Source organism: Rathayibacter sp. VKM Ac-2762, from assembly GCF_009866585.1.
Lineage (GTDB): Bacteria > Actinomycetota > Actinomycetes > Actinomycetales > Microbacteriaceae > Rathayibacter.
The window spans coordinates 377,216-402,800 of the sequence record NZ_CP047419.1 but is presented as its reverse complement, the minus strand read 5'-3'; the positions used below and the strand labels follow the sequence as shown (position 1 = coordinate 402,800).

The window sequence follows — 25,585 nt, the reverse complement described above, 5'->3', positions numbered from 1 at the left end:
ACAACGGCGGCGGTCCCGGTTCGGTTCAGCGCTCGTCCGACGGGCGTGTCAGCGCAGGAGTGCGGCGACCACTCCGGGCAGGTGCTCCGCGATGTCGAGCGCGGCGATCGGGCCGCCGGCGGAGGCGCTCCGTCCGGCCTCCGCGTGCAGGACGGCGGCCGCGGCGGCCACGGGGGCGAGGTCCTCCGCGGTCAGAGTCGCCCCGGCCGCCTCGGCGTCCGCGGCCCGACCGGCGAGGAGTGCGCCGAGCACGCCGCCGAGGACGTCGCCGCTGCCCGCGGTCGCCAGCCAGGGCGTGGATCCGGAGACCTCGAGCTCGACGCCGCCCGCGACGACGTGGGTGGTGCCGCCCTTGAGGAGCACGCAGACCCCGAGGCGGTCCGCCGCCCGGCGCGCCCACTCCCCCGGGGCCTCGGCGATCGTCGCGGCGTCCGCGTCCAGGCCCGCTCGATCGAGCACTCCGGCGAGCTCGCGGTAGTGCGGCGTGATGACGACCGGGCCTGCGGCCTCGTCGATCAGGTCGAGCGCGCCCGCGTCGAGCACCACCGGGACTCCCGAGTGCAGCTGCTCGATCAGGGTGCGCCGCTCCTCGTCGCTGCGGTCCTCGGCGCTGGTGCCGGAGCCGACGAGCCAGGCCTGCACGCGTCCCACCGCGGTCACGACCTCCGGCCGCCGGGCGAGCACCAGTCCCGCGGGCCGCTCCGGTCCGAGGTAGCGGACCATGCCGACTCCCGTCCGCACCGCCGCCTCGACGCCGAGCACCGCCGCTCCCGGGTACCGCTCCGACCCGGTCGCGATCCCCAGCACCCCGCGCGTGTACTTGTCGTCGTCCTCCCGCGGCACCCTGATGCTCCGCGCCGCCTCCGCCGTCCCGACCCGCTCACCCATCCCGCCACCCTACGTCGCCCTGCGACGGAGCCGCCCGGTGCCGCCGCAGCCGCACTGGTGCCGGCGCAGCGCACTGGTGCCGGCGCAGCCGCACCCCTCTCCCCTTGCTCCAGAGGGGCGCGGGTGCTGGAGGGGGCAGTCGCAAGGCGGAGGAGGAAGCGATACCGGCGGTACCGCGCCCGACGACAACGCCCCCTTCAGCACCCGCGGGCGCGGGCCGCGGAGGGGTCGGATGCAAGGCGGAGGAGGAAGCGATACCGGCGGTATCGCGCCCGACGACAACGCCCCCTCCAGCACCCGCGGGCGCGGGCCGAGGAGGGGTCGGATGCAAGGCGGAGGAGGAAGCGATACCGGCGGTATCGCGCCCGACGACAACGCCGCAGACGGCCCCTCCACGGCCCGCGCCTAGCGGCGGGTGGCGTCGTCGACTTCGCCGACGAGCTCCTCGATGATGTCCTCGAGGAACAGCACTCCGGTGGCGCGGCCCTGCTCGTCGAACGCGCGGGCGAGGTGGGCGCCGGTGCGCCGCATGATCGCGAGGGCGTCCTCGAGGTCGGTGGCCTCGAAGATCGAGGCGAGCTGGCGGATGCGCTTGGCGGGGACGGGGAGGCGGAACTTGGCGCCCTCCGTGTCGCCGTCGAGGTCGAGGACGTCCTTGAGGTGGATGTAGCCCTCGGGGGTGCCGTCCTCGCCGAGGATCACGTAGCGCGAGAAGCCGTGCTTGGCGACGGCGCGCTCGACGTCGGCGGGGGTCGCTCCGCTGGGGAGGCTGACGATCCCGTCGAGGGGCAGGGCGACGTCGTGGACCTTCTTCTCGGTGAACTCGAACGCGGCGAGGAGGGTCCCGGTCGAGTCGCGGAGTGTGCCCTCGCGGGTGGACTGGTCGACGATCGTCTGCACCTCCTCGAGCGTGAAGGTGCTGTTCGCCTCGTCCTTGGGCTCCACCTTGAAGAGGCGGAGCACTCCGTTCGAGACCGCGTTGAGGGCGACGATGATCGGGCGGAGGACCCGGGCGATGGCGACGAGCGGCGGCGCCAGGAGGAGCACGGCGCGGTCGGGCATCGAGAACGAGATGTTCTTGGGGACCATCTCGCCGAGCACCACGTGCAGGAACGACACGATCAGCAGCGTGATGACGAAGGCGACGGTGCCGGAGAGCTCGTCGGGGATGCCGACGGCGTGCAGCGGCACCTCGAGCAGGTGGTGGATCGCCGGCTCGCTCACGTTGAGGATCAGCAGCGAGCAGACGGTGATGCCCAGCTGCGTGGTCGCGAGCATCAGTGTGGCGTGCTCCATCGCGGCGAGCGCGGTGATCGCGCTGCGGCGTCCGCTCTCCGCGAGGGGCTCGATCTGGGAGCGGCGCGCGGAGATGACCGCGAACTCCGCTCCGACGAAGAAGGCGTTCGCGGCGAGGAGCACCACGAGCCAGGCGATTCCGGCCCAGTCACTCATCGTCGGACTCCTTCCGTCCGCGGTGTCCGCGGGCGACGTCGGCGAGCGGATCGGGGATCCCGTCGGGATCCGCGTCGGGGTCGGGCGTGAAGCGGAGGCGGTCGATGCGGCGGCCGTCCAGGCGCTCGACGCGCAGCGAGCCGCCCTCGACGTCGACCCGGTCGCCGACGGCGGGGAGGCGGCCGAGCTCGCTCATCACGAATCCGGCGACCGTCTCGTAGGGCCCCTCCTCGGGGATGTGCACGCCGGCGCGGTCGAGGACCTCGTCGGGGCGGAGCATGCCGGGGAAGGTGGTGGAGCCGGGGAGCTTGACCACGTCGGCCCGGGAGCGGTCGTGCTCGTCGGCGACCTCGCCGACCAGCTCCTCGACCAGGTCCTCGAGCGTGGCGACGCCCGCCGTCCCGCCGTACTCGTCGACGACGACCGCGAGCTGGAAGCCGCGTCCGCGCAGCTCCGTGAGCAGCACGTCGAGCTTCATGGTCTCGGGGACGCGGAGCGGCTCGGAGCGCAGCGCCGTGACCGGCACGTCGGACCTCTTGCCGCGGGGCACGGCGACGGCCTGCTTGACGTGCACGACTCCGACGATGTCGTCGATGTCGTCGTCCGTGATCGGGAAGCGCGAGAACCCGGTGGTGCGGGCGAGGTCGAGCACGTCCTGCGCGGTGCTCGCGCGCTCGACCGTCGACAGGCGCAGGCGCGGCGTCATCACGTCGCCCGCGGTGAGGGCGGAGAAGCGGAGGGTGCGCCCGAGCAGGTCGGCCGTGTCCTCCTCGAGCAGTCCGGCGCTGGCGGAGTGGCGCACGAGGCTCGAGAGCTCCTCGGCGCTGCGGGCGCCCGAGAGCTCCTCCTTCGGCTCGATGCCGACCAGGCGCAGCAGGGCGTTCGCGCTGCCGTTCAGCAGGGCGACGGCCGGGCGGAACACCGTCGTGAACGCGGTCTGCAGCGGCACGACGAGCTTCGCGGTCGCCCGCGGCAGAGCGAGGGCGAAGTTCTTGGGGACCAGCTCGCCGAGGATCATCGACAGCAGGGTCGCGATGACGATGGCGACCACCGTCATGACCGGCGCGAGCGCCTCCTCCGGGATGCCGAGTCCGCTGAACGGCTCCTGGAGCAGCGTCGAGAGGGCGGGCTCCATCGTGTAGCCGGTGAGCAGCGTCGTGAGGGTGATGCCCAGCTGCGCGCTCGAGAGGTGCGTGGAGGTGACGCGCAGGGCCGCGATGGTCATGCCCAGGCGCGTCTCGCCGCGGTCGCGACGGGCCTCGAGGTCGGCCCGGTCGAGGTTCACCAGCGCGAACTCGCTGGCGACGAAGACGCCGGTGCCCAGGGTCAGCAGCAGGCCGACGCCGAGGAGGAGCCACTCAGTTCCCACGGTGGTCGCCCCCGGTCACGAGAGGGAGGTGCGAGGAGGGCCGGACGGTGCGGGCCGGCGGAGCGGCGGCACCGGAGCGTCGAGCGGGAGTCCGAGGAGCACGGCAGTGAGCGGAACAGGCCGGATGCGCAGAGGGAGGGTCGTCCATTGTGGCGCCGAGTCTACCCGCCGCGGAGCGCCGCCGGGCGTGCTCCGACGCGGCGGCTCAGAGCCACTTCTTCCGCTTGAACACCGCGTAGAGCGCGAAGCCGAACAGCACCATCAGGCCCAGCGCCCAGGGGTAGCCGAGCCGCCAGTGCAGCTCCGGCATGTCGTCGAAGTTCATCCCGTAGATGCCGGCCACCAGGGTCGGGGCGAAGAGGATCGCCGCCCACGAGGAGATCTTGCGGACCACGTCGTTCTGGGCGAGCCCGGTCTCGGTCTGCCGGCGCGAGACGAGCGTCGAGTGCACCGTGAGCGCCTTGTCGAGGATCGCGCGCAGGGAGTCGACCGCCTCCGTCACGCGGATGGTGTGGTCGAGCACGTCGCGGAGGGAGCGGCGCAGCTCGATCCGCTCCGGCGAGGGCGAGGGCTCCCCCTCCACGGGCGTCGACTCCTGCAGCAGCTCGTGCAGCAGGGCGGTCAGCGGCTGCACCGAGCGCTGGAAGTGGATGACCTCGCGCGAGAGCCGGTAGATGCGCTCCGAGAGCCCGTCGTCCGAGTCGTCGCCGAAGAGCTGGTCCTCGATCTCGTCCACGTCGCCCTGGACGCCGAACACCACCGGCGCGTACTCGTCGACGACCTGGTCGAGGATCGCGTAGAGCACCGCTTCGGGCCCGCGGGCGAGGAGGGCCGGATCCTCCTCCAGGCGGCGGCGCACGCGGGCGAGGTCCGGGGAGTCGGCGTGCCGGATGGTGACCACGAAGTCGGGGCCGACGAAGACGTGCAGCTCGCCGAAGACGACCGTCTCGGCGGCGTCCGCGTAGCGCGCCGGCCGCAGCACGACGAAGAGCCCGTCGTCGTAGCGCTCGAGCTTGGCCCGCTGGTGCCCGCTCAGCGCGTCCTCGACGGCGAGCGGGTGCAGCCCGAACTCCTCGGCGACCGCCTCGACCTCCTCGCGCGTCGGGCGGTAGAGACCGATCCAGGCCATGCCGTGCTCGTCGCGCATCAGCTCGAAGGTGTCCTCGAGCGAGTCGGGGTTCCGGATGCGGCGGCCGTCGACGTACACGGCGTTGTCGACGATGGTCATGGGCTCGGTTCTAGCACGCGGCGCCCGCTCACCAGCTGACCGGCAGCGCCTTGCCCTCCTCGTAGCCCGCGGCCGACTGCAGGCCCACGTGCGCCCGCTCGTGGAAGTCGGCCACGCTCCGGGCGCCGGCGTAGGTGAAGGACGAGCGGACCCCCGAGGTGATCATGTCGAGCAGGTCCTCGACCGAGGGCCGCAACGGGTCGAGGTAGATGGTGGAGGAGGAGATGCCCTCGGCGAAGAGGCGCTTGCGGGCGAGCTCGTAGGCGTCGAGGCGGTCGAAGCGCTCCTGCACCGCCTTGGCCGAGGCCATGCCCCAGCTCTCCTTGTAGACCCGGCCGGCCGCGTCACTGCGCAGCTCCCCCGGCGCCTCGATCGTGCCGGCGAACCAGGAGCCGATCATCACGGAGGCGGCGCCCGCGGCCAGCGCGAGGGCGACGTCGCGCGGGTAGCGCACCCCGCCGTCCGCCCAGACGTGAGCGCCCAGCTCATGCGCGCGCTCGGCCGTCTCGAGGACGGCCGAGAACTGCGGTCGGCCGACCGCGGTCATCATCCGCGTGGTGCACATCGCGCCGGGGCCGACGCCGACCTTGAGGATGTCCGCTCCCGCGTCGACGAGGTCGTGCACCGCGTCGGCCGTGACGACGTTGCCCGCCGCGATCGGCACTCCGAGATCGAGCGCGGAGACCGTCCGGAGCGCCCGGAGCATCCCCTCCTGGTGGCCGTGCGCGGTGTCGAGGACGAGGACGTCGACGCCCGCGGAGACGAGCGCGCGCGCCTTCGCCTCGACGTCGCCGTTGATGCCGATCGCCGCCGCGACGCGCAGACGCCCGTCCGCGTCGAGCGCCGGGTCGTAGACGGTGGAGCGGAGGGCGCCGGTGCGCGACAGCGTGCCGACCAGGGCGCCGTGGTGCAGCACGGGGGCGAAGTCGAGGTCGGCGGCCACCATGAGGTCGAAGGCGGCCCGCGCGGTGGGCACGTCGTCGGCGTCGATCGAGGGGGTGGCGGAGTGCACCAGGTCGCCCAGGCGCGCGTCCGGCAGCGCGGTCGCCAGGCGCGCGGCCGGAACGCAGCCGAGGATCGCGCCGCCCTCCTCCTGCACCACGAAGCCGTGGCCGGCGACGGCCGGCAGGATGCGCAGCGCCTCCTCCACGGTCGTCGCCGGCGAGGCGGTGAGGGCGCCGGAGAAGGCGACCGGCTGGCGCTTCACCCAGCGGATCGCGGCGTCCAGCGCCTGCAGGGGCATGTCCTGCGGGAGGACGCCGAGCCCGCCCCGGCGCGCGAGCGTCGCTGCGAGGCGCTGACCGGTGACCGAGTTCATGTTGGAGGAGACGACGGGGATCGTCGCCCCGGTGCCGTCGCCCGGGGCGAGCGAGACGTCGAGGCGGCTCGTCACCGACGAGCGGCCGGGGACGAGGAAGACGTCCGAGTAGGTGAGGTCGCCTGAGGGTGTTCCGCCGGAGAAACGCATGGGGGAAACGCTACTCCGGCGCGGCCCCGGGTCGGCCGTGCAGGGAACGGGGCTAGGCTTGGCGACCGGGACGGGACCAGGCGACGGCACCGGTTCCCGCTGGTGCGAGGACGACCTCCTCCGCCGCGGTGGCAGGCGCCGAGGGATGCGACGGGCCCGTCCGGATGATCGAGGACGAATCAACGGAGAGAGTGGGCGATCGGCTGTGTCGAGCCAGTTGACCGGAGCAGGAACAGAGCAGGGCGCGGAGGACTTCGGAGCCAACGAGTGGCTCGTGGAGGAGCTGTACGAGCAGTACAGCGCCGACCGCGCCTCGGTGGACGAGTCCTGGTGGCCCATCCTGGAGCGCTACGGCGCCCAGCTCGCGAACTCCGGCAAGGACGCTCCGGCTCCGGCTCCCGCCGCGGCCCCCGCGCCCGCCGCCTCGAAGCCCGCCGCTGCCGCCGAGCGCGTCTCGTCGAGCGGCGGAGGCGCCGTGACCCATCCCGCCGCGGCCTCCTCCTCCGAGTCGACCCCCGCCTCCCGCACCACGTCGAAGCAGCCGAAGGCGCAGCCGATCCCGGCCGACGCTCCGGTGAGCAAGCCCTCCGCCGAGGACTCGACGCCGGACGAGGACGTCGTCACCCCGCTCCGCGGCATGGCGAAGAGCCTCGCGACCAACATGGACGCCAGCCTCAGCATCCCCACCGCGACGAGCGTCCGCACGATCCCGGCGAAGCTGATGATCGACAACCGCATCGTCATCAACAACCACCTGCGCCGCACCCGCGGCGGCAAGGTCTCGTTCACCCACCTGATCGGCTGGGCGCTCATCCGCGCGCTCAAGGACTTCCCGAGCCAGAACGTGTTCTACGACGAGGTCGACGGCAAGCCCGCGGTCGTCGCCCCGGCGCACGTCAACCTCGGCATCGCGATCGACATGCCCAAGCCCGACGGCACGCGCGCCCTGCTCGTGCCGAGCATCAAGCGCGCCGACACGCTGAGCTTCACGGCCTACCTCTCGGCCTACCAGGACCTGGTCAAGCGCGCGCGCGGCAACAAGCTCGTCGCCGGCGACTTCGCGGGCACCACGCTCTCGCTGACGAACCCCGGCGGCATCGGCACGGTCCACTCCGTCCCCCGCCTGATGAAGGGCCAGGGCTGCATCATCGGAGCCGGCGCCCTCGAGTACCCGGCGGAGTTCCAGGGCGCGTCCGAGAAGACGCTGGTCGAGCTGGGCATCGGCAAGACCATCACCCTGACCTCGACCTACGACCACCGCGTCATCCAGGGCGCCGGCTCGGGCGAGTTCCTCAAGATCGTGCACGAGCTCCTGCTCGGCGGCCGCGGCTTCTACGAGGACATCTTCGCCGCGCTGCGCATCCCCTACGACCCGATCCACTGGTCCACGGACATCGCCGTCGACCTCGCCGAGCGCGTCTCCAAGACCGCCCGCGTGCAGGAGCTCATCAACTCGTTCCGCGTCCGCGGGCACCTGATGGCCGACGTCGACCCGCTGGAGTACGTGCAGCGCTCGCACCCCGACCTCGCCATCGAGAGCCACGGCCTCACCTTCTGGGACCTCGATCGCGAGTTCGTCACGGACGGCTTCGGCGGCAAGCGCCAGCTCAAGCTGCGCGACATCCTCGGGATCCTCCGCGACTCGTACTGCCGCACCGTCGGCGTCGAGTACATGCACATCCAGGACCCGGAGCAGCGCGCCTGGATGCAGCAGAAGCTCGAGCGCGGCTACGAGAAGCCGGGCCACGACGAGCAGCTGCGCATCCTGGGCAAGCTCAACGAGGCCGAGGCCTTCGAGACCTTCCTGCAGACCAAGTACGTGGGCCAGAAGCGCTTCTCGCTCGAGGGCGGGGAGTCGCTCATCGCGCTGCTCGACGCCGTCCTGCAGGGCGCGGCCGACGAGCACCTCGACGAGGTCGCGATCGGCATGGCCCACCGCGGCCGCCTGAACGTGCTGACCAACATCGCCGGCAAGACCTACGGCCAGATCTTCCGCGAGTTCGAGGGCACCCAGGACCCGCGCACGGTCCAGGGCTCCGGAGACGTGAAGTACCACCTCGGCACCGAGGGCACCTTCCGCGGCGCGGCGGGCGAGGAGATCCCGGTCTACCTGGCGGCGAACCCCTCGCACCTCGAGGCCGTGAACGGCGTGCTCGAGGGCATCGTCCGCGCCAAGCAGGACCGCAAGCCCATCGGCACCTTCACCACGCTGCCGATCCTCGTGCACGGCGACGCCGCGATGGCGGGCCAGGGCGTGGTGGTCGAGACCCTGCAGATGTCGCAGCTGCGCGCGTACCGCACCGGCGGCACGATCCACATCAACATCAACAACCAGGTCGGGTTCACGACTCCCCCTCACGAGGCCCGCACCTCGATCTACTCGACCGACGGCGCGAAGACGATCCAGGCGCCGATCTTCCACGTGAACGGCGACGACCCCGAGGCGGTCGTCCATGTCGGGCAGCTCGCGTTCGAGTACCGCCAGCGATTCCACCGCGACGTGGTCATCGACCTGATCTGCTATCGCCGGCGCGGGCACAACGAGGGCGACGACCCCTCGATGACCCAGCCGCTGATGTACAGCCTGATCGAGGCCAAGCGCTCGGTCCGCAAGCTATACACCGAGGCGCTCGTCGGCCGCGGCGACATCACCGAGGAGGAGTACGACCGCGCCCACCAGGACTTCCAGGACCGCCTGGAGCGCGCGTTCGCCGAGACCCACGCCGCGCAGACCGGCGCGATCCCCGTGATCACCGCCGACGGCGACTCCGTGGCCGACCTCGAGCTGCCCGACGCGCAGCAGGGCGAGGACTACCCGGGCGAGCCCGAGGTGACCGGCGTGAAGACCGAGGTCGTCACCCGCATCGGCGACGCGTTCACGACGCCGCCCGAGGGCTTCACCGTGCACCCCAAGCTCCAGCAGCTGCTGGCGAAGCGCCAGGAGATGAGCCGCTCCGGCTCCATCGACTGGGCCTTCGGCGAGCTGCTCGCGCTCGGCTCGCTGCTGCTCGAGGACACCCCGGTGCGCCTCGTCGGCCAGGACACGCGCCGCGGGACCTTCGTCCAGCGCCACGCGGTCCTCCACGACCGCGAGAACGGCCAGGAGTGGCTGCCGCTGATGAACCTGTCCGAGCAGCAGGCCCGGCTCTGGATCTACGACTCGCTGCTCTCGGAGTACGCGGCGATGGCGTTCGAGTACGGCTACTCGGTGGAGCGGCCCGACTCGCTCGTGCTGTGGGAGGCGCAGTTCGGCGACTTCGCGAACGGCGCCCAGATCGTGATCGACGAGTTCATCTCCTCCGCCGAGCAGAAGTGGGGGCAGCGCTCGTCGCTCGTTCTCCTGCTCCCGCACGGCTACGAGGGCCAGGGCCCCGACCACTCGTCGGCGCGGATCGAGCGCTACCTGCAGATGTGCGCGGAGCGGAACATGACCGTCGCGCGACCGTCGACGCCGGCGTCCTACTTCCACCTGCTGCGCCGCCAGGCCTACTCCCGGCCCCGCCGACCGCTGATCGTCTTCACCCCGAAGGCGATGCTGCGGCTGCGCGGAGCCTCGAGCCCGGTCGAGGACTTCACCTCGGGCCGCTTCCAGCCGGTGATCGACGACGCGCGGATCCAGGACGCCTCCGCCGTGAAGCGCGTCCTGCTCCACGCCGGCAAGGTCCACTACGACCTCAAGGCGGAGCTCGAGAAGAAGCCCGACGACGGCATCGCGCTGGTCCGGGTCGAGCAGTACTACCCGGCGCCGATCGAGGAGCTGCGCGGCATCGCCGAGCGCTACCCGGACGCGGAGCTCGTCTGGGTGCAGGACGAGCCCGAGAACCAGGGCGCCTGGCCGTTCATGGCCCTCGAGGTCGCTCCGAAGCTGGGCCGGTCGATGCGCGTGGTCTCGCGCCCGTCCGCGGCCTCCCCCGCGGCCGGCTCGGCCAAGCGGCACGCCTCCGAGCAGGCCGACCTGCTGTCGCGGGCGCTCACCCGCTGACCCGCGGTCCGCACGACGCGGTCGGGCCCGTCGGAACCTCGTGTTCCGGCGGGCCCGTCGCGTTGCGGGCGGACCGTGCCTGACCGCAGGCCCGCAGGTCCAGCGGCGACCGGAGGCCGCCGGACACGACGGAGCCCCGGCCCCTCGAGGGCCCGCGGTGCGCGGGAGGTCTCGAACGGCCGGGGCTCCCCGGGTCGTGCGGCGCCTAGAGGCGGGCGGGCGCCTGCGAGTGCGCGGCGTGCTCGTCGCGGAGCATGCCGAGCACCTGGGCGCGGAGGTCCTCCGGCGCCGTCTCCTTGCACGCACGCTGCACGGCGACCGTGAGCACCACGCCGACCTTCGCCTCGTCGGCGCAGTCGACGCATCCCGCCATGTGCTCGCGGATGTCGGCGGCGTCCTCCTTGCACAGCTCGTTGTGGAGGTACTCCTCGAGCTCGGCCTTCGCCTTCGTGCAGCCGCTGTCGGTCATTTCGTGCTCCCGGAAGTGAATGCGGCGCGGAATCCGCGCTCGCGTGCGTAGTCGGTGAGTCGTTCGCGCAGCATGCGCCGGCCGCGGTGCAGCCGGCTCATGACGGTCCCGACGGGGGTCTTCATGATGTCCGCGATCTCCTGGTAGGAGAAGCCTTCGACATCGGCGAAGTAGACGGCGAGCCGGAAGTCCTCCGGGATCGCCTGGAGCGCCTCCTTCACCGCGGTGTCGGGGAGGTGATCGATCGCCTCCGCCTCGGCCGAGCGGCTGGAGGTGGCCGTGGTCGACTCGGCGCCGCCCAGCTGCCAGTCCTCGAGCTCGTCGATCGCGCTCTGATAGGGCTCGCGCTGCTTCTTGCGGTACGAGTTGATGAACGTGTTCGTGAGGATGCGGTAGAGCCAAGCCTTCAGGTTGGTTCCCTGCTCGAACTGGCGGAACGCGCCGAAGGCCTTCGCGAACGTCTCCTGCACGAGGTCCTGCGCGTCGGAGGGGTTCTTCGTCATCCGCAGACCGGCCGCGTAGAGCTGGTCGATGAAGGGCAGCGCCTGCTGCTCGAAGAGGGAGCGGAGATCGACGGGAGCCTCGACCGGGGCGTCGTCCAGCGACTCCTCGACGGTCTCCACGATCGTCTGCTCCGCGTCGGCGGGCTCGGGAGCCTCGTCGGCGGGGGTGGTGCGGGGTTCGTCGTCGCGAGTCATCACGAGCGATTCTAGAGCGGCGGCGCGGCGGACGACCGGGGTTGCGGCGCGAGGGCGCCTCCGGGCGGCGGGCCTGCTGCTCCGGAGGACCGGGGGTGCTGCCGTCATGCTCCGCCTCCGTCACGCTCCTGACGACGCCCTGCGCGCCGACTATCCTGACAACCGATGGTCTTCTCGCGTTATTCCGCTCCCGAGTTCGATCCGTACGGCGACGCCCGTGCGCTCCCCGGCGACGACGCCTGGCCCGCACCCCTCGCGGCCGGCGCTCTCGACGCCGAGGTCGGCCTGCCCGGCTCCAAGTCGCTGACCAACCGGGAGCTGGTGCTCGCTGCTCTGGCCGACGGGCCCTCCACGCTGCGGGCGCCGCTGCACTCCCGCGACAGCGCCCTGATGATCGAAGCGCTGCGCTCGCTCGGCACCACGATCCGGGAGTCCGGCTCGACCGGCGGCTTCGGCGCCGACCTGGTCGTGGAGCCCGCGGAGGAGCTGCTCGGCTCGACGACGATCGACTGCGGGCTCGCGGGCACCGTGATGCGCTTCGTCCCGCCGCTGGCCGGCCTCGCGCTCGGCCCCACCACCTTCGACGGCGACGCGTACGCGGCGAAGCGGCCGATGGGGGCGACGATCGCCTCCCTCCGCGCGCTCGGCGTCGACGTCGCCGACGACGGCCGCGGCGCGCTCCCCTTCACCGTCCACGGCTCCGGGGCCGTCCGGGGCGGCGAGGTCGTCGTCGACGCCTCGCGGTCGAGCCAGTTCGTCTCGGCGCTCCTGCTGGCCGGCGCCCGCTTCGAGGAGGGACTGCACCTGCGCCACGAGGGCAGCGCCGTCCCCTCCCGGCCCCACATCGACATGACCGTCGCCGCGCTGGCGGCACGGGGCGTCGAGGTCGGCACGCCCGCCGACGGCGAGTGGACCGTCGCGCCGCAGCCCATCGCCGGCGCCGACGTGCTGATCGAGCCCGACCTCTCGAACGCCGCGCCGTTCCTCGCTGCGGCCCTCGTCACGGGAGGCCGCGTCCGGCTGCGCCACTGGCCGGCCGTCACCACGCAGGTCGGGGCGCACCTCGAGCGGATCCTGCCGCTGTTCGGCGCCCGCGTCGAGCGGGACGGCGAGGACCTCGTGGTCACCGGCGGCGACGAGATCCTGGGCGTGGACCTCGACCTGTCGGAGGGAGGCGAGCTCGCCCCCGCCCTCGCCGCCCTCGCCGCGCTGGCCTCCACTCCCAGCACCCTGACCGGGATCGGCCACATCCGCCACCACGAGACGGACCGCCTCGCCGCCCTCGCCGCCGAGATCACCGGCCTCGGCGGCCGGGTGACGGAACTCGAGGACGGTCTGCGCATCGAGCCCGCCGAGCTCCACGGCGGCCGCTGGCGCACCTACTCCGACCATCGCATGGCCCACGCCGGCGCTCTGATCGGCCTCGTGGTCCCCGGCGTGGTGATCGAGGACGTCGCGACGACAGCGAAGACCCTCCCGCAGTTCCCGGAGCTGTGGACGACCCTCGCCGGATCGGTCTGACCCGTGTCGTGGTGGACGGACAGCGGCCTCGACGCCGACGGTGCTCTCGACGACTTCGACGGGTACGACGAGTCGGACGCGCGGGTGCGCCCGAACCCGAAGGGCACGAAGCCCCGGACCAAGAACAGGCCCGCCTACGAGGACGCCGAGATCGCGATGGTGCTCGGCGTCGACCGGGGTCGCTACACCGTGATGATCGGCGACGGGACGCCCGAGGAGCACGAGTTCACGGCGGCCCGGGCCCGCGAGCTGCGGCGCCAGGCGATCGTGGCCGGCGACCGCGTCGACGTGGTCGGGGACTCCAGCGGCGACGAGGGGACGCTCGCCCGCATCGTCCGCATCCGCGAGCGGTCGACCCTCCTCCGCCGCAGCGCCGACGACACCGACGCGATCGAGCGCGTGATCGTCGCCAACGCCGACCAGATGCTCTGCGTGGTGGCCGCCGCCGACCCCGAGCCCCGGACCCGGCTGGTCGACCGCTACCTGGTCGCCGCCTTCGACGCCGGGATCACTCCGATGCTCTGCATCACCAAGACCGACCTCGCGGACCCGGCCCCGTTCCTCCGCAACTTCGAGGGGCTCGACCTCCGCGTGTTCCTCTCGAGCCAGGACGAGCCGCCGGTCGACGAGATCGCCGACGCCCTCCTCGGCCACGAGACCGTGGTCGTCGGGCACTCCGGAGTCGGCAAGTCCACCCTCGTGAACAAGCTCGTCCCGGACGCGCACCGGGCCATCGGGCGCGTGAACACCGTGACGGGCCGCGGTCGGCACACCTCGTCCTCCACCGTCTCGCTCCGCGTGGAGCGCGGCGACCGGCACGGCTGGGTCATCGACACCCCCGGCGTCCGCTCGTTCGGACTCGGCCACGTGAACACCGACAACATCCTCGGCGCTTTCACGACACTCGCCGTGATCGCCCGGGACTGCCCGCGCGGCTGCACGCACCTGCCCGACTCCCCCGACTGCGCCATCATCGAGGCGGTCGAGGGCGGACTGCTGGGCGCCAGCGGACCGGAGCGCCTCGACTCGCTCCAGCGCCTCCTGACCACCTTCGCCACGACCGACGGAAGCAGACGATGACCGACCTCTCCCCCCTCCCCGCCGAGGCGCGCCTCGCCGCCGGCGACTCCGCTCCGGAGTTCACGCTGCCGAACCAGGACGGCGAGCCCGTCTCGCTCGCGGACTACCGCGGACGGCGCGTCATCCTGTTCTTCTACCCCGAGGCCGACACCCCCGGCTGCACCACGGAGGCCTGCGACTTCCGCGACAACGCGGCGTCCCTCCGCGACTCCGGCTACGAGGTCCTCGGGATCTCGCGGGACGCCCCGGAGGCGCTGCGCCGCTGGGCCGACGCCCAGGGCATCGCGTACCCGCTGCTGAGCGACCCCGACATGACCGTGCACCACGCGTACGCGGTGTGGGGCGAGAAGAGCCTCTACGGCAAGACCGTCGTCGGCGTGCTGCGCTCGACGTTCGTCGTCGGAGCCGAGGGAGCGCTCGAGTTCGCGCAGTACGGCGTCCGGGCGACCGGGCACGTGCAGGCGCTCCGCAAGAAGCTGAAGCTCGTCTGACCCCGGGGCGCGCTGTGCGGGTCATCGTGCGCCACCGGCTCTCGGGGTTCCGCTCATCTGCGAGCATCTCTCATGTCGACGTGAGCGGCACCGCCCGGTGCCCCGTCGGGACGAGGGGTGGTCAGGGTGCGCTCGAATGCTCGCAGGACGACGGCCGCAGCGGCGATCGCGGTCGTGGCCGCTGTACTGGCGGGCTGCACGCCACCGGAGCCGGCGCTCACCGCCGCCAGGGTGCTGCAGGCGGTGTCCGTCGCCGTCTCGTCCGACGGGGGTGTCCGTGCGATCGAGGGGACGGCCCTCGCCGTCGGCGACGACCCGTCCGACACCTCGGCGACCACCACCGTCTACGATCCCCCCGAGGTCGCCGCCGACCTGCCGGTCCGTGTCCGGCCCTCGTGGCGCACCGCCGACGCCTCGGGCACCGATCCGGCCGACCTCGCCGGGCGCTCGGGTCGGATCGAGATCTCGCTCGCGGTGGAGAACCTGACGGTCCGGCCCGAGGACGTCGCGTTCGACGCGGCCGGTCGTGCAGCCCGCCGCAGTGCACTCGTCGGCGCTCCGCTGACGATCGCAGCCTCCGCGGTCCTGCCGGGCGTCTCGCCGAGTCGCGTCGTCACCGAGAGCGAGTCGGGGGCCGTCACCAACGGCGTGCTCAGCCGTGACGAGCACGGAGACGCCGTCGTGCAGTGGGCCGCTCTCCTCGCTCCCCCGGGCGGTGGCGCGACGGCGACGCTGACCCTCGTCGCCGACGTCGCCGACTTCGCCGTCCCCGCCTTCGACCTGGCGGTCCAGCCCGGCCTGAGCACCGACCCGACCACCGAGGGGGCGCTGGGCGCCGCGTTCGACTCCTCCGACGCCTCGCCGCTCGCCCTCGAGCGCCGCACGATCGAGGTCGTCACCGCGGTGGACGACCTGCTGACCCAGGCCGGCACCACCGTCGCCGAGGTGCGGGCCTCGCTCGACGCGACCTCCGAGACTCTCGGTGTCCGCACGGCCGAGGAGCTGCGGGCCGGCGCCGCCTCGACGGCGGCCTCGATGCAGAGCCTCTCCGGGCAGCTTGGCGCGCTCCGGGCGCAGCTGTCGTCGACGGTCTCGGGCACCGAGTCCGGCCTGCTGGCGCAGCTGTCCGAGGCGATCGACGCGGTGGACGCCCTGCTGGGCGACACATCGGCCGCGGTGCCGCCGCCGACGGTCTCGGGCAGCGGATGCGGACTCGCCGTCGACGGCGGCCGCTCCGGCTCGATCCACTCCGAGCTGCTGCGGCTCACGGCCGAGCTCGACGCGTACGGGACGGCGGCCGAGTCCTGCCGCGACGAGGTCGTCGCGGCTGTCCGTGCTGCCGCGGGGCCGGCACAGCCCTCCGCCGAGACCTGCACGGCACCCTCGACCACCTGCTCCCTCGCCGCCTCCGGAGCCGCCGTCGACACCGTGCTGCTCGGGATGCTCGATCGCGGGCAGGACCTCGTCGACTCCCTGCAGCCGGAGCTGATGGACGGCGTGCAGGCCGGGTTCGCCGCCCTCGCGAGCAGGGTGGACGCCGCGTCGGCCTCGGTGGACACCCTGGCCGACCCGGAGGGATCCGTCACCCGGGCACTCGCCGCCCTGTCGGCGACGCTGGACGGGCTCGACGCGGACACCGCGGGCCTGGAGACGACGGTCGCCTCGGTCGGCACCGCCGCCACGACCGCCCTGGACGAGCTCGGCACGCCGACCAGCACGGGGTCGCTGTCGGCGCAGAACCAGGAGCTGGCCGATCGGCTCTGCGAGCTGTCGCCGGCGACACAGTCCCCTGCTGCCGCACCCACGCCGACCGGGCGCCCGACGCGCGCACCCGTGGAGGTGACCCGGGGCTCCGTCGAGGAGCTCCGCGCCTACCTGACCGCGACGCCCTGCTCCGGCACGGGCCGCCTCGACGCTCCCGACGGCTATCCGGCCCCCCTGGCCGACCGGCTGAGCGACCAGGTCCACGCGTGGACCGCCGTCGCCTCCACCGTCGGCAGCACCGGCGCTAGCGCGGACCTCGCCGCCCTGCGCGCCGCGCTCGCCACGGTCCGCGGAGGCGTGGCCGAGGCCGGCGCGACGGCCGGCTCGGACGACACGCGCCTCACCGGCCTGCTCGCCTCCCTCCGCACCGGCGTCGACGCGCTGACCGCTCAGCGCGACGCACTCGGCACCCGCATCGACGCTCTCGGTGCCCAGCAGGACGCTCTCGCACCGGCGATCCAGAATGCGTTCGCCGAGGCGGACACGGCAGCCGCATCCGCGGTCACCGCACTCCTCGACGAGCAGGTGCGGCGGATCTCGACGCGCTCCGGCGCCGACGCCGACGCGGTCGTCGCGATGTTCGACCGGTCGGTCTCGAGCCTGCGCACGGCCTCCTCCGGCATCCGCTCCGACGGTGCAGCGACGGTGGACGCCGGGCACCGGGCTCTCCGCACCGCGGAGGCCCGGATCGGCGGGGCCGTCTCTGAGCGGACGCGCGCCTCCCTGGCCGGCATCGCGACGACGATCGACGCCTCGACCCGCGACACCGACGCGACCGCCGCGCTCCTCGCAGCCGATCTGCACAAGGTGCTCCTGGACCTCGGCGACCGGACGGTCGGCGGCTCCGGCCTGCTCGGATCGATGACCACGAGTGCCGCGAAGGTCGGCACCGCCGACGTGCAGCTCGCCCTCGCCTCGCAGAGCGCACGGGGCTACGCCGCGGTGCGGTCCGAGGACGTCTCGGGCATCCTGCTGGCGCAGGCCCAGGAGCGGGCCTCCCTCCGGGCCGGGGATGCGCTTCCCGCGTTCCACCTCGACCTGCCCGAGGGCACGCGGACCCGGACGGTCTACTCCTTCCGGATCGGGGACGAGCGATGACCCGCCTGGGCAGGCGCGCGGCGCAGCACCCCCGCACCGCCCGACGGACCACGATGCTGGTCGGCGGCGCCGTCGCCCTCCTCGGCGTCAGCGGTGCCCTCGTCTCCTTCCTGCCCCCGCAGTCGGCTCCGATGACGGAGGTCGCCGCTCTGCCTGTCGGCTTCTCGTGCGCCCGGGTGCCCGAGCGGATGACGCTCGGGGTGGTGGTCTCGCTCAGCTCGGCTCCGGGCGAGGGCGCGGAATGGAAGGACGCGGCGAACGGCGCCGTCGTCGCCGCGCACCGGTCAGCGATGGGCGGCTGCGAGATCGGTCTCGTCGCCGTCGACGACCACGGGACTCCCGAGGGTGCCCGCGCCGCCGTCGAGGAGCTGACGGGGCAGGGCGTGTCCGGCCTCGTCCTCGCGGCCCACGGCACCCACACCGCTGCAGCCGTGGACGCCGCTCGGGCCGCGGGGACAGCGGCCGTCCTCCCCTACGGAGGCGGCCCCGACCTGCCCGGCGACGGCGTCTGGTCCCTCGGACCCGACACCGCCTCGGCCGACGCGGCACTCGTGGAGGAGGCCGGCGGAGGCGCCCGGGTACTCCTCGTCGACACCGGTGGAGGCACCCCGACCGGTCTCTCGCCCGCCGCGACGGTGACCGCCGATCCCGGCGCCACCGCGGACGTGATCGTCAGCGCCGCCCGCCCGCACCTCGAGGGCGAGCCGGCGGTCGAGCGCGTCGTCGTGTCCGGCTCCGCCGCTGCGCAGGCGACGGCGGTCGCCGCTCTGCAGGCGGCGGGGGCGTCCGTCCCGATCCTGCTCACGCCCGACGCGCTGAGCCCCGCCTTCGCTCCCGCCCTGGCCGCGGCCGGAGGCACCCTCTCGGGAGATCTGACGACGATCGGCACGGATTCCGGCGACGCGGTCGCTCTCCGCGGCGACGAGCGCGGGCGCGCGGCCTCCGCGTTCCTGGGGGCTGTGCGGATGACCGCCGACGATGCCGCGCGGACGACCCTCCTCGGCGACCGCGCGTTCCGCGATCTCGCCGCGGTCGCGGACGCCCCCAGCCACGACGCCGTCGTGGCGCTGGTGCGAGCCGCGGCCGTCGCAGGCAGCAGGGAACCCGCGGCGGTCGCCGCCGCACTCCGGGGATCCACGATCGGACCGGCGGACGGGCTCGCCGGTCCGCCGCTCGACTTCGGCGCCGCGCACGCTCTGGACGTCCCGGCACTCCCCCTCCACTCCTCGCCGCAGCGCCTCGGCCTGCGGCCCGCCGACCCGCCGCTGCTCTGGTTCGCCGGACAGCCCCGACCGTGAGCCCCCGGTGCGACTCCTCCTCGACCTCGACGGCACCCGCTCCGACATCGACCTCGGCCGCCACCGCGACTCCGCGACACTCGGCGAGCTGATCGCCACCGCAACCGGGCACCGCCTCCCGCCCGGGACGGCCCTCGCCGTCGACACCGCCCTGCACCCTGTGGAGACCCGGCTGGCCGATCTGCTGCTGCTCGAGGGAACGCGGATCGCCCGCTCCCCCCTGCCCCGACCTGCCGCGGCCCGCGGGTGGACGGCCGTGCTGTCGGGCGGTCTCGGCGCGGGAGCCGTGGTCGAGATCCCGCGGGCCCGCGCGCTGATCGTGGGCCGCTCCCCGCACGCCGACGTCGTCCTCGACACGGCGAGCGCCTCCTGGGAGCACTTCTCGGTGACCCGCGAGGGCGACGGCCTGCGGGTGCACGACGCCGACAGCACCAACGGCACCCTGGTCGACGGCGTCTCCGCGACCGGGGACGGGGTCCTCGTCTCCGACGCCGCGGTCGTGATCGCCGGTGGGGCGGCCCTCCTGCTGCGCCCCGCGCCCCCCGAGCTCCTCGCGCCCGAGCCGGGGAGCGCGGACAACGTCTCCGCGACGGCGACCGTGCCCTTCAACCGGCCGCCGCGACCGGGACGTCCGGCGGCCGGCGAGGCGGTCGTCCCGCCGGCCCGCCTCGAGATCGCCTCCGCCACGACCTTCAGCGTGATCACCGTCGCCGCGCCGCTCGTCCTCGCCTTCGCGATGGTCCTCATCATGGGCGATGCGCGCTACGCCCTCTTCGCCGCGCTCAGCCCCGTGGCCGGAGTGGGCCTGTGGTTCGAGCAGCGGCACCGGCACGCCCGAGCGACCCGGTCCGAGGAGCAGCGCTACGGCGAGGCGCTGCAGACGCTCCGCGACGACATCGCCCGTTCCGCGCGTGTCGAACGGGCCCGCCTCGAGGAGGACGCGCCCGACCCGGCGACGACGATCCGCCGGGCGGCGCTGCCCGCCACGTCGCTGTGGCAGCGGCGCGCGACCTCCGCCGATGTGCTCCGCCTGCACATCGGCGTCGGCGACGTCCCGTGGTCTCCCCCGCTCGATCAGCGCGGAGTGCCGCGGCTCGAGGAGGAGGTGCGCGCGATCCTCGCGGTGAGCGTCGTCCCGAGCGCGCCGGTGTCCATCGATCTCGCGGACTCGGGCGTCGTCGGGATCGTCGGCGACCGCGAGGGCGGCCTCGCTCTGGCGAGGAGCCTGCTCTGCCAGGCGGCGGTCCACTGCGGTCCGGCCGACCTGGCGATCGGGGTGTTCTGCGACCGGCGACGCGACTCCGACTGGAGCTGGGCCTCCTGGCTCCCCCACACGCGTCTGCCCGGGGGCGGACGCCGCCTCTCCGACCGGCGCGACCGCAGCTCCGAGCTCCTCCGCGCCCTCCGCGACGAGGACTCGCCGCGCGTGCTCCTGGTGCTCGACTCCGACGTGCTGACCGAGGGACGCGCCGCTCCGGCGCGCGAACTCCTCGGACTCGGCCGCGGCGAGCGCGAGGCGGCGACCCGGATCTCCGGCCTCGTCCTCGCGTCGTCGGAGGAGCAGCTCCCCGCCTCCTGCACGGTCGTCGTCCGGGTCGGAGCGGACGCCTCGGCGGTCCTCTCCCGGCCCGACGAGCGGATCACCGTCGAGGACGTGGTGCTCGCCGGTCTCGCCTCCTCCACGGCCGAGCGCTGTGCGCGCGACCTGGCGCGCTTCGAGGACCCGGAGCTCGTCACTGCGGGGGTGGCCCTCTCCGCGCTCGTGCGGCTGCCGCCGCTCCTGGGCGCCGATCGTCCGACCGCCGCGGACGTCCGGGGGTGGTGGTCGAGCGCCCGGGGCGTGCGCGCGCCCGTCGGCTCGTCCGAGCACGGTCCGCTCGTGCTCGATCTCGTCGCCGACGGCCCGCACGGCCTGGTCGGCGGCACCACGGGCTCGGGCAAGAGCGAGTTCCTGCGCTCCTTCGTGGCCGGCCTCGCGGCCTGGAACGATCCGACGCGCCTCACCTTCGTGCTCATCGACTTCAAGGGAGGTGCAGCGTTCGCGTCCTGCGAGCGGCTCCCGCACACGATCGGCACCATCAGCAACCTCGACGCCCAGCTCGCCGACCGCGCGCTGCGCTCGCTCGAGGCCGAGATGCGGCGTCGTCAGCGGCTCTTCGCCGCCGCCGGCGAGGGTGTCGACGACCTCGACGCGTACTGGGCCACCTCGCCGCCGGAGCCGATGCCGCGGCTCCTGCTCGTCGTCGACGAGTTCGCCGTTCTCGCGAAGGAGCATCCCGACGTCCTGACGTCCCTCGTGAGCGTCGCCGCGGTCGGCAGGACGCTCGGCGTGCACATGATCCTCGCCACCCAGCGTCCTGCCGGAGTGGTGAACGACGACATCCTCGCCAACACCAACCTCCGCGTCGCCCTCCGAATGCAGAGCCGGGACGACTCCGCCGACGTGATCGGAGTCGCGAGCGCGGCCGGGATCTCCCGCTCCCAGACCGGCCGGGCGTACGTGAAGCGGGGCCAGAACGACATCTCGCCCGTCCAGACGGCGCTGGTCACCGGTCGCGCGGAGGCGCCGGCCGTCGAGGCGATCGAGGTCCGCCCGGTCGGACCCACGGGCGTCCCCGTCGAGGGCCCCTCCCCGGTCGCCGCCGACGAGACGACCCCGACCGATCTCGACCTCCTGATCGACGCGGTGGTCGAGGCGGACGCCGCTTCGGGCTTCGGCCCTCCCCGCCCGATCTGGCCGGAGCCGCTCGAGGACACCATGGCCCTCAGCGGGTTCGGTGCGGAGGAGTCCGACCTCGGTCGCGTCGTCGGCGACGTCCTGCACGTCGCACTCTCGGACGACCCCGACCGGCAGCGCCGGACGCCGACCGGCTGGGATCTGGGCGAGGGGAACCTGCTCCTCATCGGCATCCCCGGCAGCGGCACCAGCACGGCGCTCGCGTCGATCGCGCTGACGGCCGCCCGCCACTTCCCCCCGGACGAGCTCGACCTCTACGTCCTCGATGCCGGTTCCCGCGACTCCGCCCCGCTTGCGCGACTCCCGCACACCGTCTCCTACGTCGGCGCAGGTGGCGGATCCCACGAGAAGCAGACCCGGTTCCTCCGTCACCTGCGCGACGAGGTGCGCCGGCGCCGAGCATCGCCCGGGGGCCACCGTCGTGCGCTGGTGCTCGTCGACGGTCTCGCGACTCTGAAGGACGAGTTCCAGGACTGGGAGGGCCTGGCTCTGATGGAGGCGTTCACCCGCGCCTACGCCGACGGACCGGAGCTCGGCCTGCACTTCGCGGTGACGAGCACCCGGGCGAGGGCGATCCCCTCGGTGATGGAGGAGGTCACGACGCAGAAGTGGCTGTTCCGCCTCGCCGACCCGCAGGACTACGCCGCCGCCGGGGTGAAGCCGGTGCAGGCGCCGGCAGCGGTGCCGGGGCGCTGCGTCATCACCTCGTCGCTCCTGCAGACGCAGGTCGCGACTCCGAGGGCCGGTCTCGACGACGCGATCGCCGAGCTCGCGGCCGCCTGGCCGGACGCGCGCGGCAGGACGAGCACGGTCGGCACGCTTCCCGACAGGGTCGCCGTGAGCGCACTCGGGATCGAGGCCCGCTTCGATCGCGAGCCGTGGCTGCTCCCGATCGGCCTCGGCGAGTCGGACCTCGCCCCGCTGGCGTTCCAGGTCTTCGAGGGCGAGCACGTCGTCATCGCCGGACCCGCCCGATCGGGCAAGTCGACCGTGCTGCTCGCCCTGGCCGAGGCGGCGCGGGCCGCCGGCTCGGTCGCCGTCTGGGGAGTGTGCGATCGACGCTCCCCGCTCAGGGGCGCCGACCTCGACCGACTCGCCGTGGGCGCGGAGGAGCTCTGCACCCTCCTCGCGTCGCTGTCGACGGAGGAGGGCCCCGTGCTGCTCCTCCTCGACGACGCCGAACGCTGGGACGACACCGACCAGGCGCTGATGAGGCTGGTCTCGTCGGGTCGCCCGGGACTCTGCGTCGTGCTGGCCGGCCGGTCGAGCGAGCTCCGCAGCCATTTCGGGAACTGGACGAAGAAGGCGGCGGCTTCCCGCTCCGTGCTGCTGCTCCAGCCCGACGTCGACAACGACGGCACTCTCCTCGGCGCGCAGATCCCGCGGCGCTTCCCCGTCCCGCCCACGGTGGGCCGGGGCTTCGTCAGCCTCGACGGCGAGATCCACTTCGTGCAGTCGGTCTCGCCGACGCCGACGGACGGCGGCTGATCAGCGCCCTCGGGCGGGTGATCGCGCCTCCGCCACCGAGTCGATCGGCGCGTCCTCCTCGAGAGCGCTCCGATCACTCCGAGACGCACCGATGGAGGTGCGCGGAGGAAGGAGCGCGGAGACGACGAGCACGTCCCGCCCCCGCTCGCCGGAGCACGCAGGGGCGGGACGGCCGGTCAGCTCCCTCCGCCGGCGGCGAAGATGTTCTGCGAGATCGTCGCCAGCTGGCTGCGCAGCTCCTCGAGCTCCTGCTTGGCCTTCTCGAGGGCCGACTTCGTCTCCGGCCAGGTCGACGAGCGGAACTGCGAGGCCAGCGGACCGTCCCAGACGTTCGGATCGGACAGTGTCCGCCCCTGTGCGTCGAGCCGGCTGATCTGATCGGCGAGGCCGCCGTTGACGATCGACTGGATCTGCTGGATCGCGGACTTCGCCTCGTCGGTCGAGAGAACACGTGACATGGATCACACCTTTCTACCCCTGCGGACGGGACCGTCCCGACCGCTCCCCACTCCACCGTCGTTTCATGAGGATGTCTCGTCATGGTAGAAGGCAAGACAGCACAGACGGCTCGCGTGGCGTCGACGGCTCGACACTGGCGCGGGAGGTCGACTCACTCGCGAGTGGTGATCGCGAAGGGACTGCTCGAGAGGTCCGAGAACGCGCCCACTCGGGCGCGCAGCTCGCAGGACGGAGTCACCGTGAGGGCGGTCACCGTCAGCCCGTCGGACGACACGGCGACCGCGCCGCTGCAGCCGTCGCTGAAGCGAACGCCCTCCACTCCGCCCGCGATCGCGTCGAGCATGCTGCTCGCCGGCGCGGACGACGGCGTCGCGAGCAGGGGATTCACGGGGTCCGCCCCGCTCGGCCAGACCGGCACCAGCGTCACCGGCAGCGGGGTCCGGCCGACCGTCCGCGCGGGAGTCTCGATCCGCACATCCCGCAGCCGCTGCACGGGATACGCCGTCCCGGTGACCGCAGGGTCGGCCACGGCCTGTGCCGTCGCAGACGCTGCCGCCGCCAGCCACCCGTCCAGGGCGCTCTGCTCGGCCACCGCGATCGGCACGGTCGCCGTGACGTCGACGATCCCCTGCGCCGGGACGTGCAGGTCCGTCAGGCTCCAACCGCAGCCGACCCCGACTCCGGTGACGCTCGGCCGGTTGCGCACCGCAGTCACTCCGGACCAGCTGGCCGCGGGGCACGCCGCCGCGGCGTCCGGGCCCGGCAGCACCTCGAGGAAGGACCCCGAGAGGGGCGCGCTCTGGGCGGAGTAGGAGATCTCGACGACCACGGCCCGTCGCTCCGCGTCCCAGGTGGCCGATCGCGTCACTCCGAGACCCGTCGGCAGCGGCCGGTCCTGCTGCCGGGCCGACATTTCGGCATCCGGTGCCGAGGCCGGTGCTCCGCCGCGCGGCTGGACGGCGAGGAGCACCGCCCCGATGAGCAGGACGCCGGCGCCGACGGCGGCGAGGATCATCCGCAGACGTCCGCCGCGCCCCCGCCGAGCAGGAGCCTCGAACGGCCGTTCCGCCAGGCGCAGCTCGCGGCGCGGCACCGGGCGGAGCACGGTCGCCTGCGACGAAGGGCCGAGCTCGGGCGCGGGCCCCTCCTCCACCGGCTCCGACGACATCTCCACCGCCATCCCGCGGAGGACCGTGCCCGGGCGCTCGGTCTCCTCGAACTCCGCCACGCCCGCCGCGAGCGGCAGCGCCGGCAGCCCGGCCAGCGCCGGGGAGAGGCGTCGCAGGATCCCCGCCGCCTCCGCAGCCGTCGGCCGCGACGCCGGATCCTTCGCGAGCATCCGGTCCAGGAGCGACGCGAGCCGCGGCGGCAGATCCAGCGGCGGCGGGAGCATCGCGACGTGCCGGTAGGCGACCGCGACGTCGGCGCCGGGACCGGCGAACGGGGTCCGGCCGCACAGCAGCTCGTAGAGCAGGATCCCCGTCGAGTAGACGTCGCTCGGCGGACCGGCTCGTCCGGTGGCGAGCATCTCGGGCGAGAGGTACTCCGGCGTCCCGATGACGCCCGTCGTCGCGCGCGGCCCCTCGGCGACCACGTGAGCGATGCCGAAGTCGGAGACGCGGACGGCGGAGCCCGCATCGTCCGCACCCTCCGCGAGCAGGACGTTGTCGGGCTTCACGTCCCGGTGGACCGTGCCGATCGCGTGCGCGGCGGCGAGAGCGTCGAGGATCGAGGCCGTCACGGGCAGTGCATCGACCGCCGGGAGGGTGCCCTCGTCCTGCAGCAGCTCCCGCAGCGATCCGCCGCCGACGAGCTCCATCACGATTCCGAGCGTCTCCCCCTCCACGACGAGGTCGAGCACCTCCACGACGTGCGGGTGCCGCAGACGGGTGAGCACGGACCTCTCACGGACGAACCGCTCGACCAGGCCCGCGTCGTGCACGTGCTCACCGCGGAGGAGCTTCGCCGCGCGGTCCGGTCCCTGCGCGTCGGCGACGCGCCACACCTCGCCCGCGGCGCCCGCGCCGATCCGCGCGAGCAGGCGGTAGCGCGCCCCCAGCGGATCCCCGGCACTCCTCGCCACGCCACCTCCCGA

At 73.6% G+C, this 25,585-nt stretch carries 16 protein-coding genes; 7 read left to right on the top strand and 9 right to left on the bottom strand.

Annotated features, from left to right (window positions below):
- Positions 1–48: 48 nt before the first annotated feature.
- From GTU71_RS01955 to GTU71_RS01935, 5 genes are all read right to left on the bottom strand, one after another.
- Positions 49–888 (bottom strand): ADP/ATP-dependent (S)-NAD(P)H-hydrate dehydratase, encoded by an 840-nt coding sequence (locus GTU71_RS01955; RefSeq protein ID WP_159939184.1) that lies wholly within the window; start codon positions 886–888, stop codon positions 49–51.
- A gap of 405 nt (positions 889–1,293) precedes the next feature.
- A complete protein-coding gene (locus tag GTU71_RS01950) occupies positions 1,294–2,340 on the bottom strand; it encodes a hemolysin family protein (protein WP_104224111.1) in 1,047 nt (348 codons plus the stop codon).
- Positions 2,333–3,709, bottom strand: coding sequence for a hemolysin family protein (locus tag GTU71_RS01945; RefSeq protein WP_104225499.1), 1,377 nt, complete (start codon positions 3,707–3,709; stop codon positions 2,333–2,335). Before GTU71_RS01945 ends, GTU71_RS01950 begins: the two co-directional genes overlap by 8 nt.
- 205 nt (positions 3,710–3,914) lie before the next feature.
- On the bottom strand, positions 3,915–4,937 hold the full coding sequence (gene corA / locus GTU71_RS01940; RefSeq protein WP_104224113.1) for a magnesium/cobalt transporter CorA: 1,023 nt from the start codon (positions 4,935–4,937) through the stop codon (positions 3,915–3,917).
- A gap of 28 nt (positions 4,938–4,965) precedes the next feature.
- Positions 4,966–6,405: a GuaB1 family IMP dehydrogenase-related protein gene (locus tag GTU71_RS01935; RefSeq protein WP_104246650.1), complete on the bottom strand. Its 1,440-nt coding sequence runs from the start codon at positions 6,403–6,405 to the stop codon at positions 4,966–4,968.
- Between the two features lie 205 nt (positions 6,406–6,610).
- Here GTU71_RS01935 and GTU71_RS01930 point away from each other — a divergent pair, with 205 nt between their 5' ends.
- A complete protein-coding gene (locus GTU71_RS01930; RefSeq protein WP_208543605.1) occupies positions 6,611–10,387 on the top strand; it encodes a multifunctional oxoglutarate decarboxylase/oxoglutarate dehydrogenase thiamine pyrophosphate-binding subunit/dihydrolipoyllysine-residue succinyltransferase subunit in 3,777 nt (1,258 codons plus the stop codon).
- Between the two features lie 205 nt (positions 10,388–10,592).
- On the opposite strand, the gene GTU71_RS01925 is transcribed toward GTU71_RS01930, so the two are convergent.
- Complete coding sequence (locus GTU71_RS01925; RefSeq protein ID WP_104224116.1) at positions 10,593–10,856, bottom strand: zf-HC2 domain-containing protein; 264 nt, start codon at positions 10,854–10,856, stop codon at positions 10,593–10,595.
- The gene (locus GTU71_RS01920) at positions 10,853–11,554 is read right to left on the bottom strand and encodes a sigma-70 family RNA polymerase sigma factor (RefSeq protein ID WP_104224117.1); all 702 of its coding nucleotides are present in this window, start codon (positions 11,552–11,554) and stop codon (positions 10,853–10,855) included. Before GTU71_RS01920 ends, GTU71_RS01925 begins: the two co-directional genes overlap by 4 nt.
- 165 nt (positions 11,555–11,719) lie before the next feature.
- Here GTU71_RS01920 and aroA point away from each other — a divergent pair, with 165 nt between their 5' ends.
- The 6 genes from aroA to GTU71_RS01890 all read left to right on the top strand — a co-directional run bounded on the left by aroA (position 11,720) and on the right by GTU71_RS01890 (position 23,031).
- Entirely contained in the window at positions 11,720–13,075 is a 1,356-nt protein-coding gene (aroA, locus tag GTU71_RS01915; protein ID WP_159939182.1) for a 3-phosphoshikimate 1-carboxyvinyltransferase, read from the top strand.
- Between the two features lie 3 nt (positions 13,076–13,078).
- Positions 13,079–14,155, top strand: a complete 1,077-nt coding sequence (rsgA, locus tag GTU71_RS01910) for a ribosome small subunit-dependent GTPase A (protein WP_104224119.1) — start codon at positions 13,079–13,081, stop codon at positions 14,153–14,155.
- The gene (gene bcp / locus GTU71_RS01905; protein ID WP_159939181.1) at positions 14,152–14,646 is read left to right on the top strand and encodes a thioredoxin-dependent thiol peroxidase; all 495 of its coding nucleotides are present in this window, start codon (positions 14,152–14,154) and stop codon (positions 14,644–14,646) included. Before rsgA ends, bcp begins: the two co-directional genes overlap by 4 nt.
- Positions 14,647–14,772: 126 nt before the next feature.
- Entirely contained in the window at positions 14,773–17,508 is a 2,736-nt protein-coding gene (locus GTU71_RS01900) for a hypothetical protein (protein WP_159939180.1), read from the top strand.
- Positions 17,505–18,806, top strand: coding sequence for an ABC transporter substrate-binding protein (locus tag GTU71_RS01895; protein ID WP_159939179.1), 1,302 nt, complete (start codon positions 17,505–17,507; stop codon positions 18,804–18,806). Before GTU71_RS01900 ends, GTU71_RS01895 begins: the two co-directional genes overlap by 4 nt.
- A gap of 7 nt (positions 18,807–18,813) precedes the next feature.
- A complete protein-coding gene (locus GTU71_RS01890; RefSeq protein WP_159939178.1) occupies positions 18,814–23,031 on the top strand; it encodes an FtsK/SpoIIIE domain-containing protein in 4,218 nt (1,405 codons plus the stop codon).
- A 176-nt stretch (positions 23,032–23,207) separates the two neighbouring features.
- On the opposite strand, the gene GTU71_RS01885 is transcribed toward GTU71_RS01890, so the two are convergent.
- Together GTU71_RS01885 and GTU71_RS01880 are read right to left on the bottom strand one after the other, a co-directional pair.
- On the bottom strand, positions 23,208–23,489 hold the full coding sequence (locus GTU71_RS01885; protein ID WP_104224124.1) for a pyrophosphorylase: 282 nt from the start codon (positions 23,487–23,489) through the stop codon (positions 23,208–23,210).
- 152 nt (positions 23,490–23,641) lie between these two features.
- A complete protein-coding gene (locus GTU71_RS01880; protein ID WP_159939177.1) occupies positions 23,642–25,573 on the bottom strand; it encodes a serine/threonine-protein kinase in 1,932 nt (643 codons plus the stop codon).
- Positions 25,574–25,585 lie beyond the last annotated feature (12 nt).

Bases quoted from the DNA above. Each gene is read 5' to 3' on its own strand.
- GTU71_RS01955 (WP_159939184.1), bottom strand. From the start codon at position 888: ATGGGTGAGCGGGTCGGGACGGCGGAGGCGGCGCGGAGCATCAGGGTG.
- GTU71_RS01950 (WP_104224111.1), bottom strand. From the start codon at position 2,340: ATGAGTGACTGGGCCGGAATCGCCTGGCTCGTGGTGCTCCTCGCCGCG.
- corA (WP_104224113.1), bottom strand. From the start codon at position 4,937: ATGACCATCGTCGACAACGCCGTGTACGTCGACGGCCGCCGCATCCGG.
- GTU71_RS01935 (WP_104246650.1), bottom strand. From the start codon at position 6,405: ATGCGTTTCTCCGGCGGAACACCCTCAGGCGACCTCACCTACTCGGAC.
- GTU71_RS01925 (WP_104224116.1), bottom strand. From the start codon at position 10,856: ATGACCGACAGCGGCTGCACGAAGGCGAAGGCCGAGCTCGAGGAGTAC.
- GTU71_RS01920 (WP_104224117.1), bottom strand. From the start codon at position 11,554: ATGACTCGCGACGACGAACCCCGCACCACCCCCGCCGACGAGGCTCCC.
- aroA (WP_159939182.1), top strand. From the start codon at position 11,720: ATGGTCTTCTCGCGTTATTCCGCTCCCGAGTTCGATCCGTACGGCGAC.
- bcp (WP_159939181.1), top strand. From the start codon at position 14,152: ATGACCGACCTCTCCCCCCTCCCCGCCGAGGCGCGCCTCGCCGCCGGC.
- GTU71_RS01895 (WP_159939179.1), top strand. From the start codon at position 17,505: ATGACCCGCCTGGGCAGGCGCGCGGCGCAGCACCCCCGCACCGCCCGA.
- GTU71_RS01885 (WP_104224124.1), bottom strand. From the start codon at position 23,489: ATGTCACGTGTTCTCTCGACCGACGAGGCGAAGTCCGCGATCCAGCAG.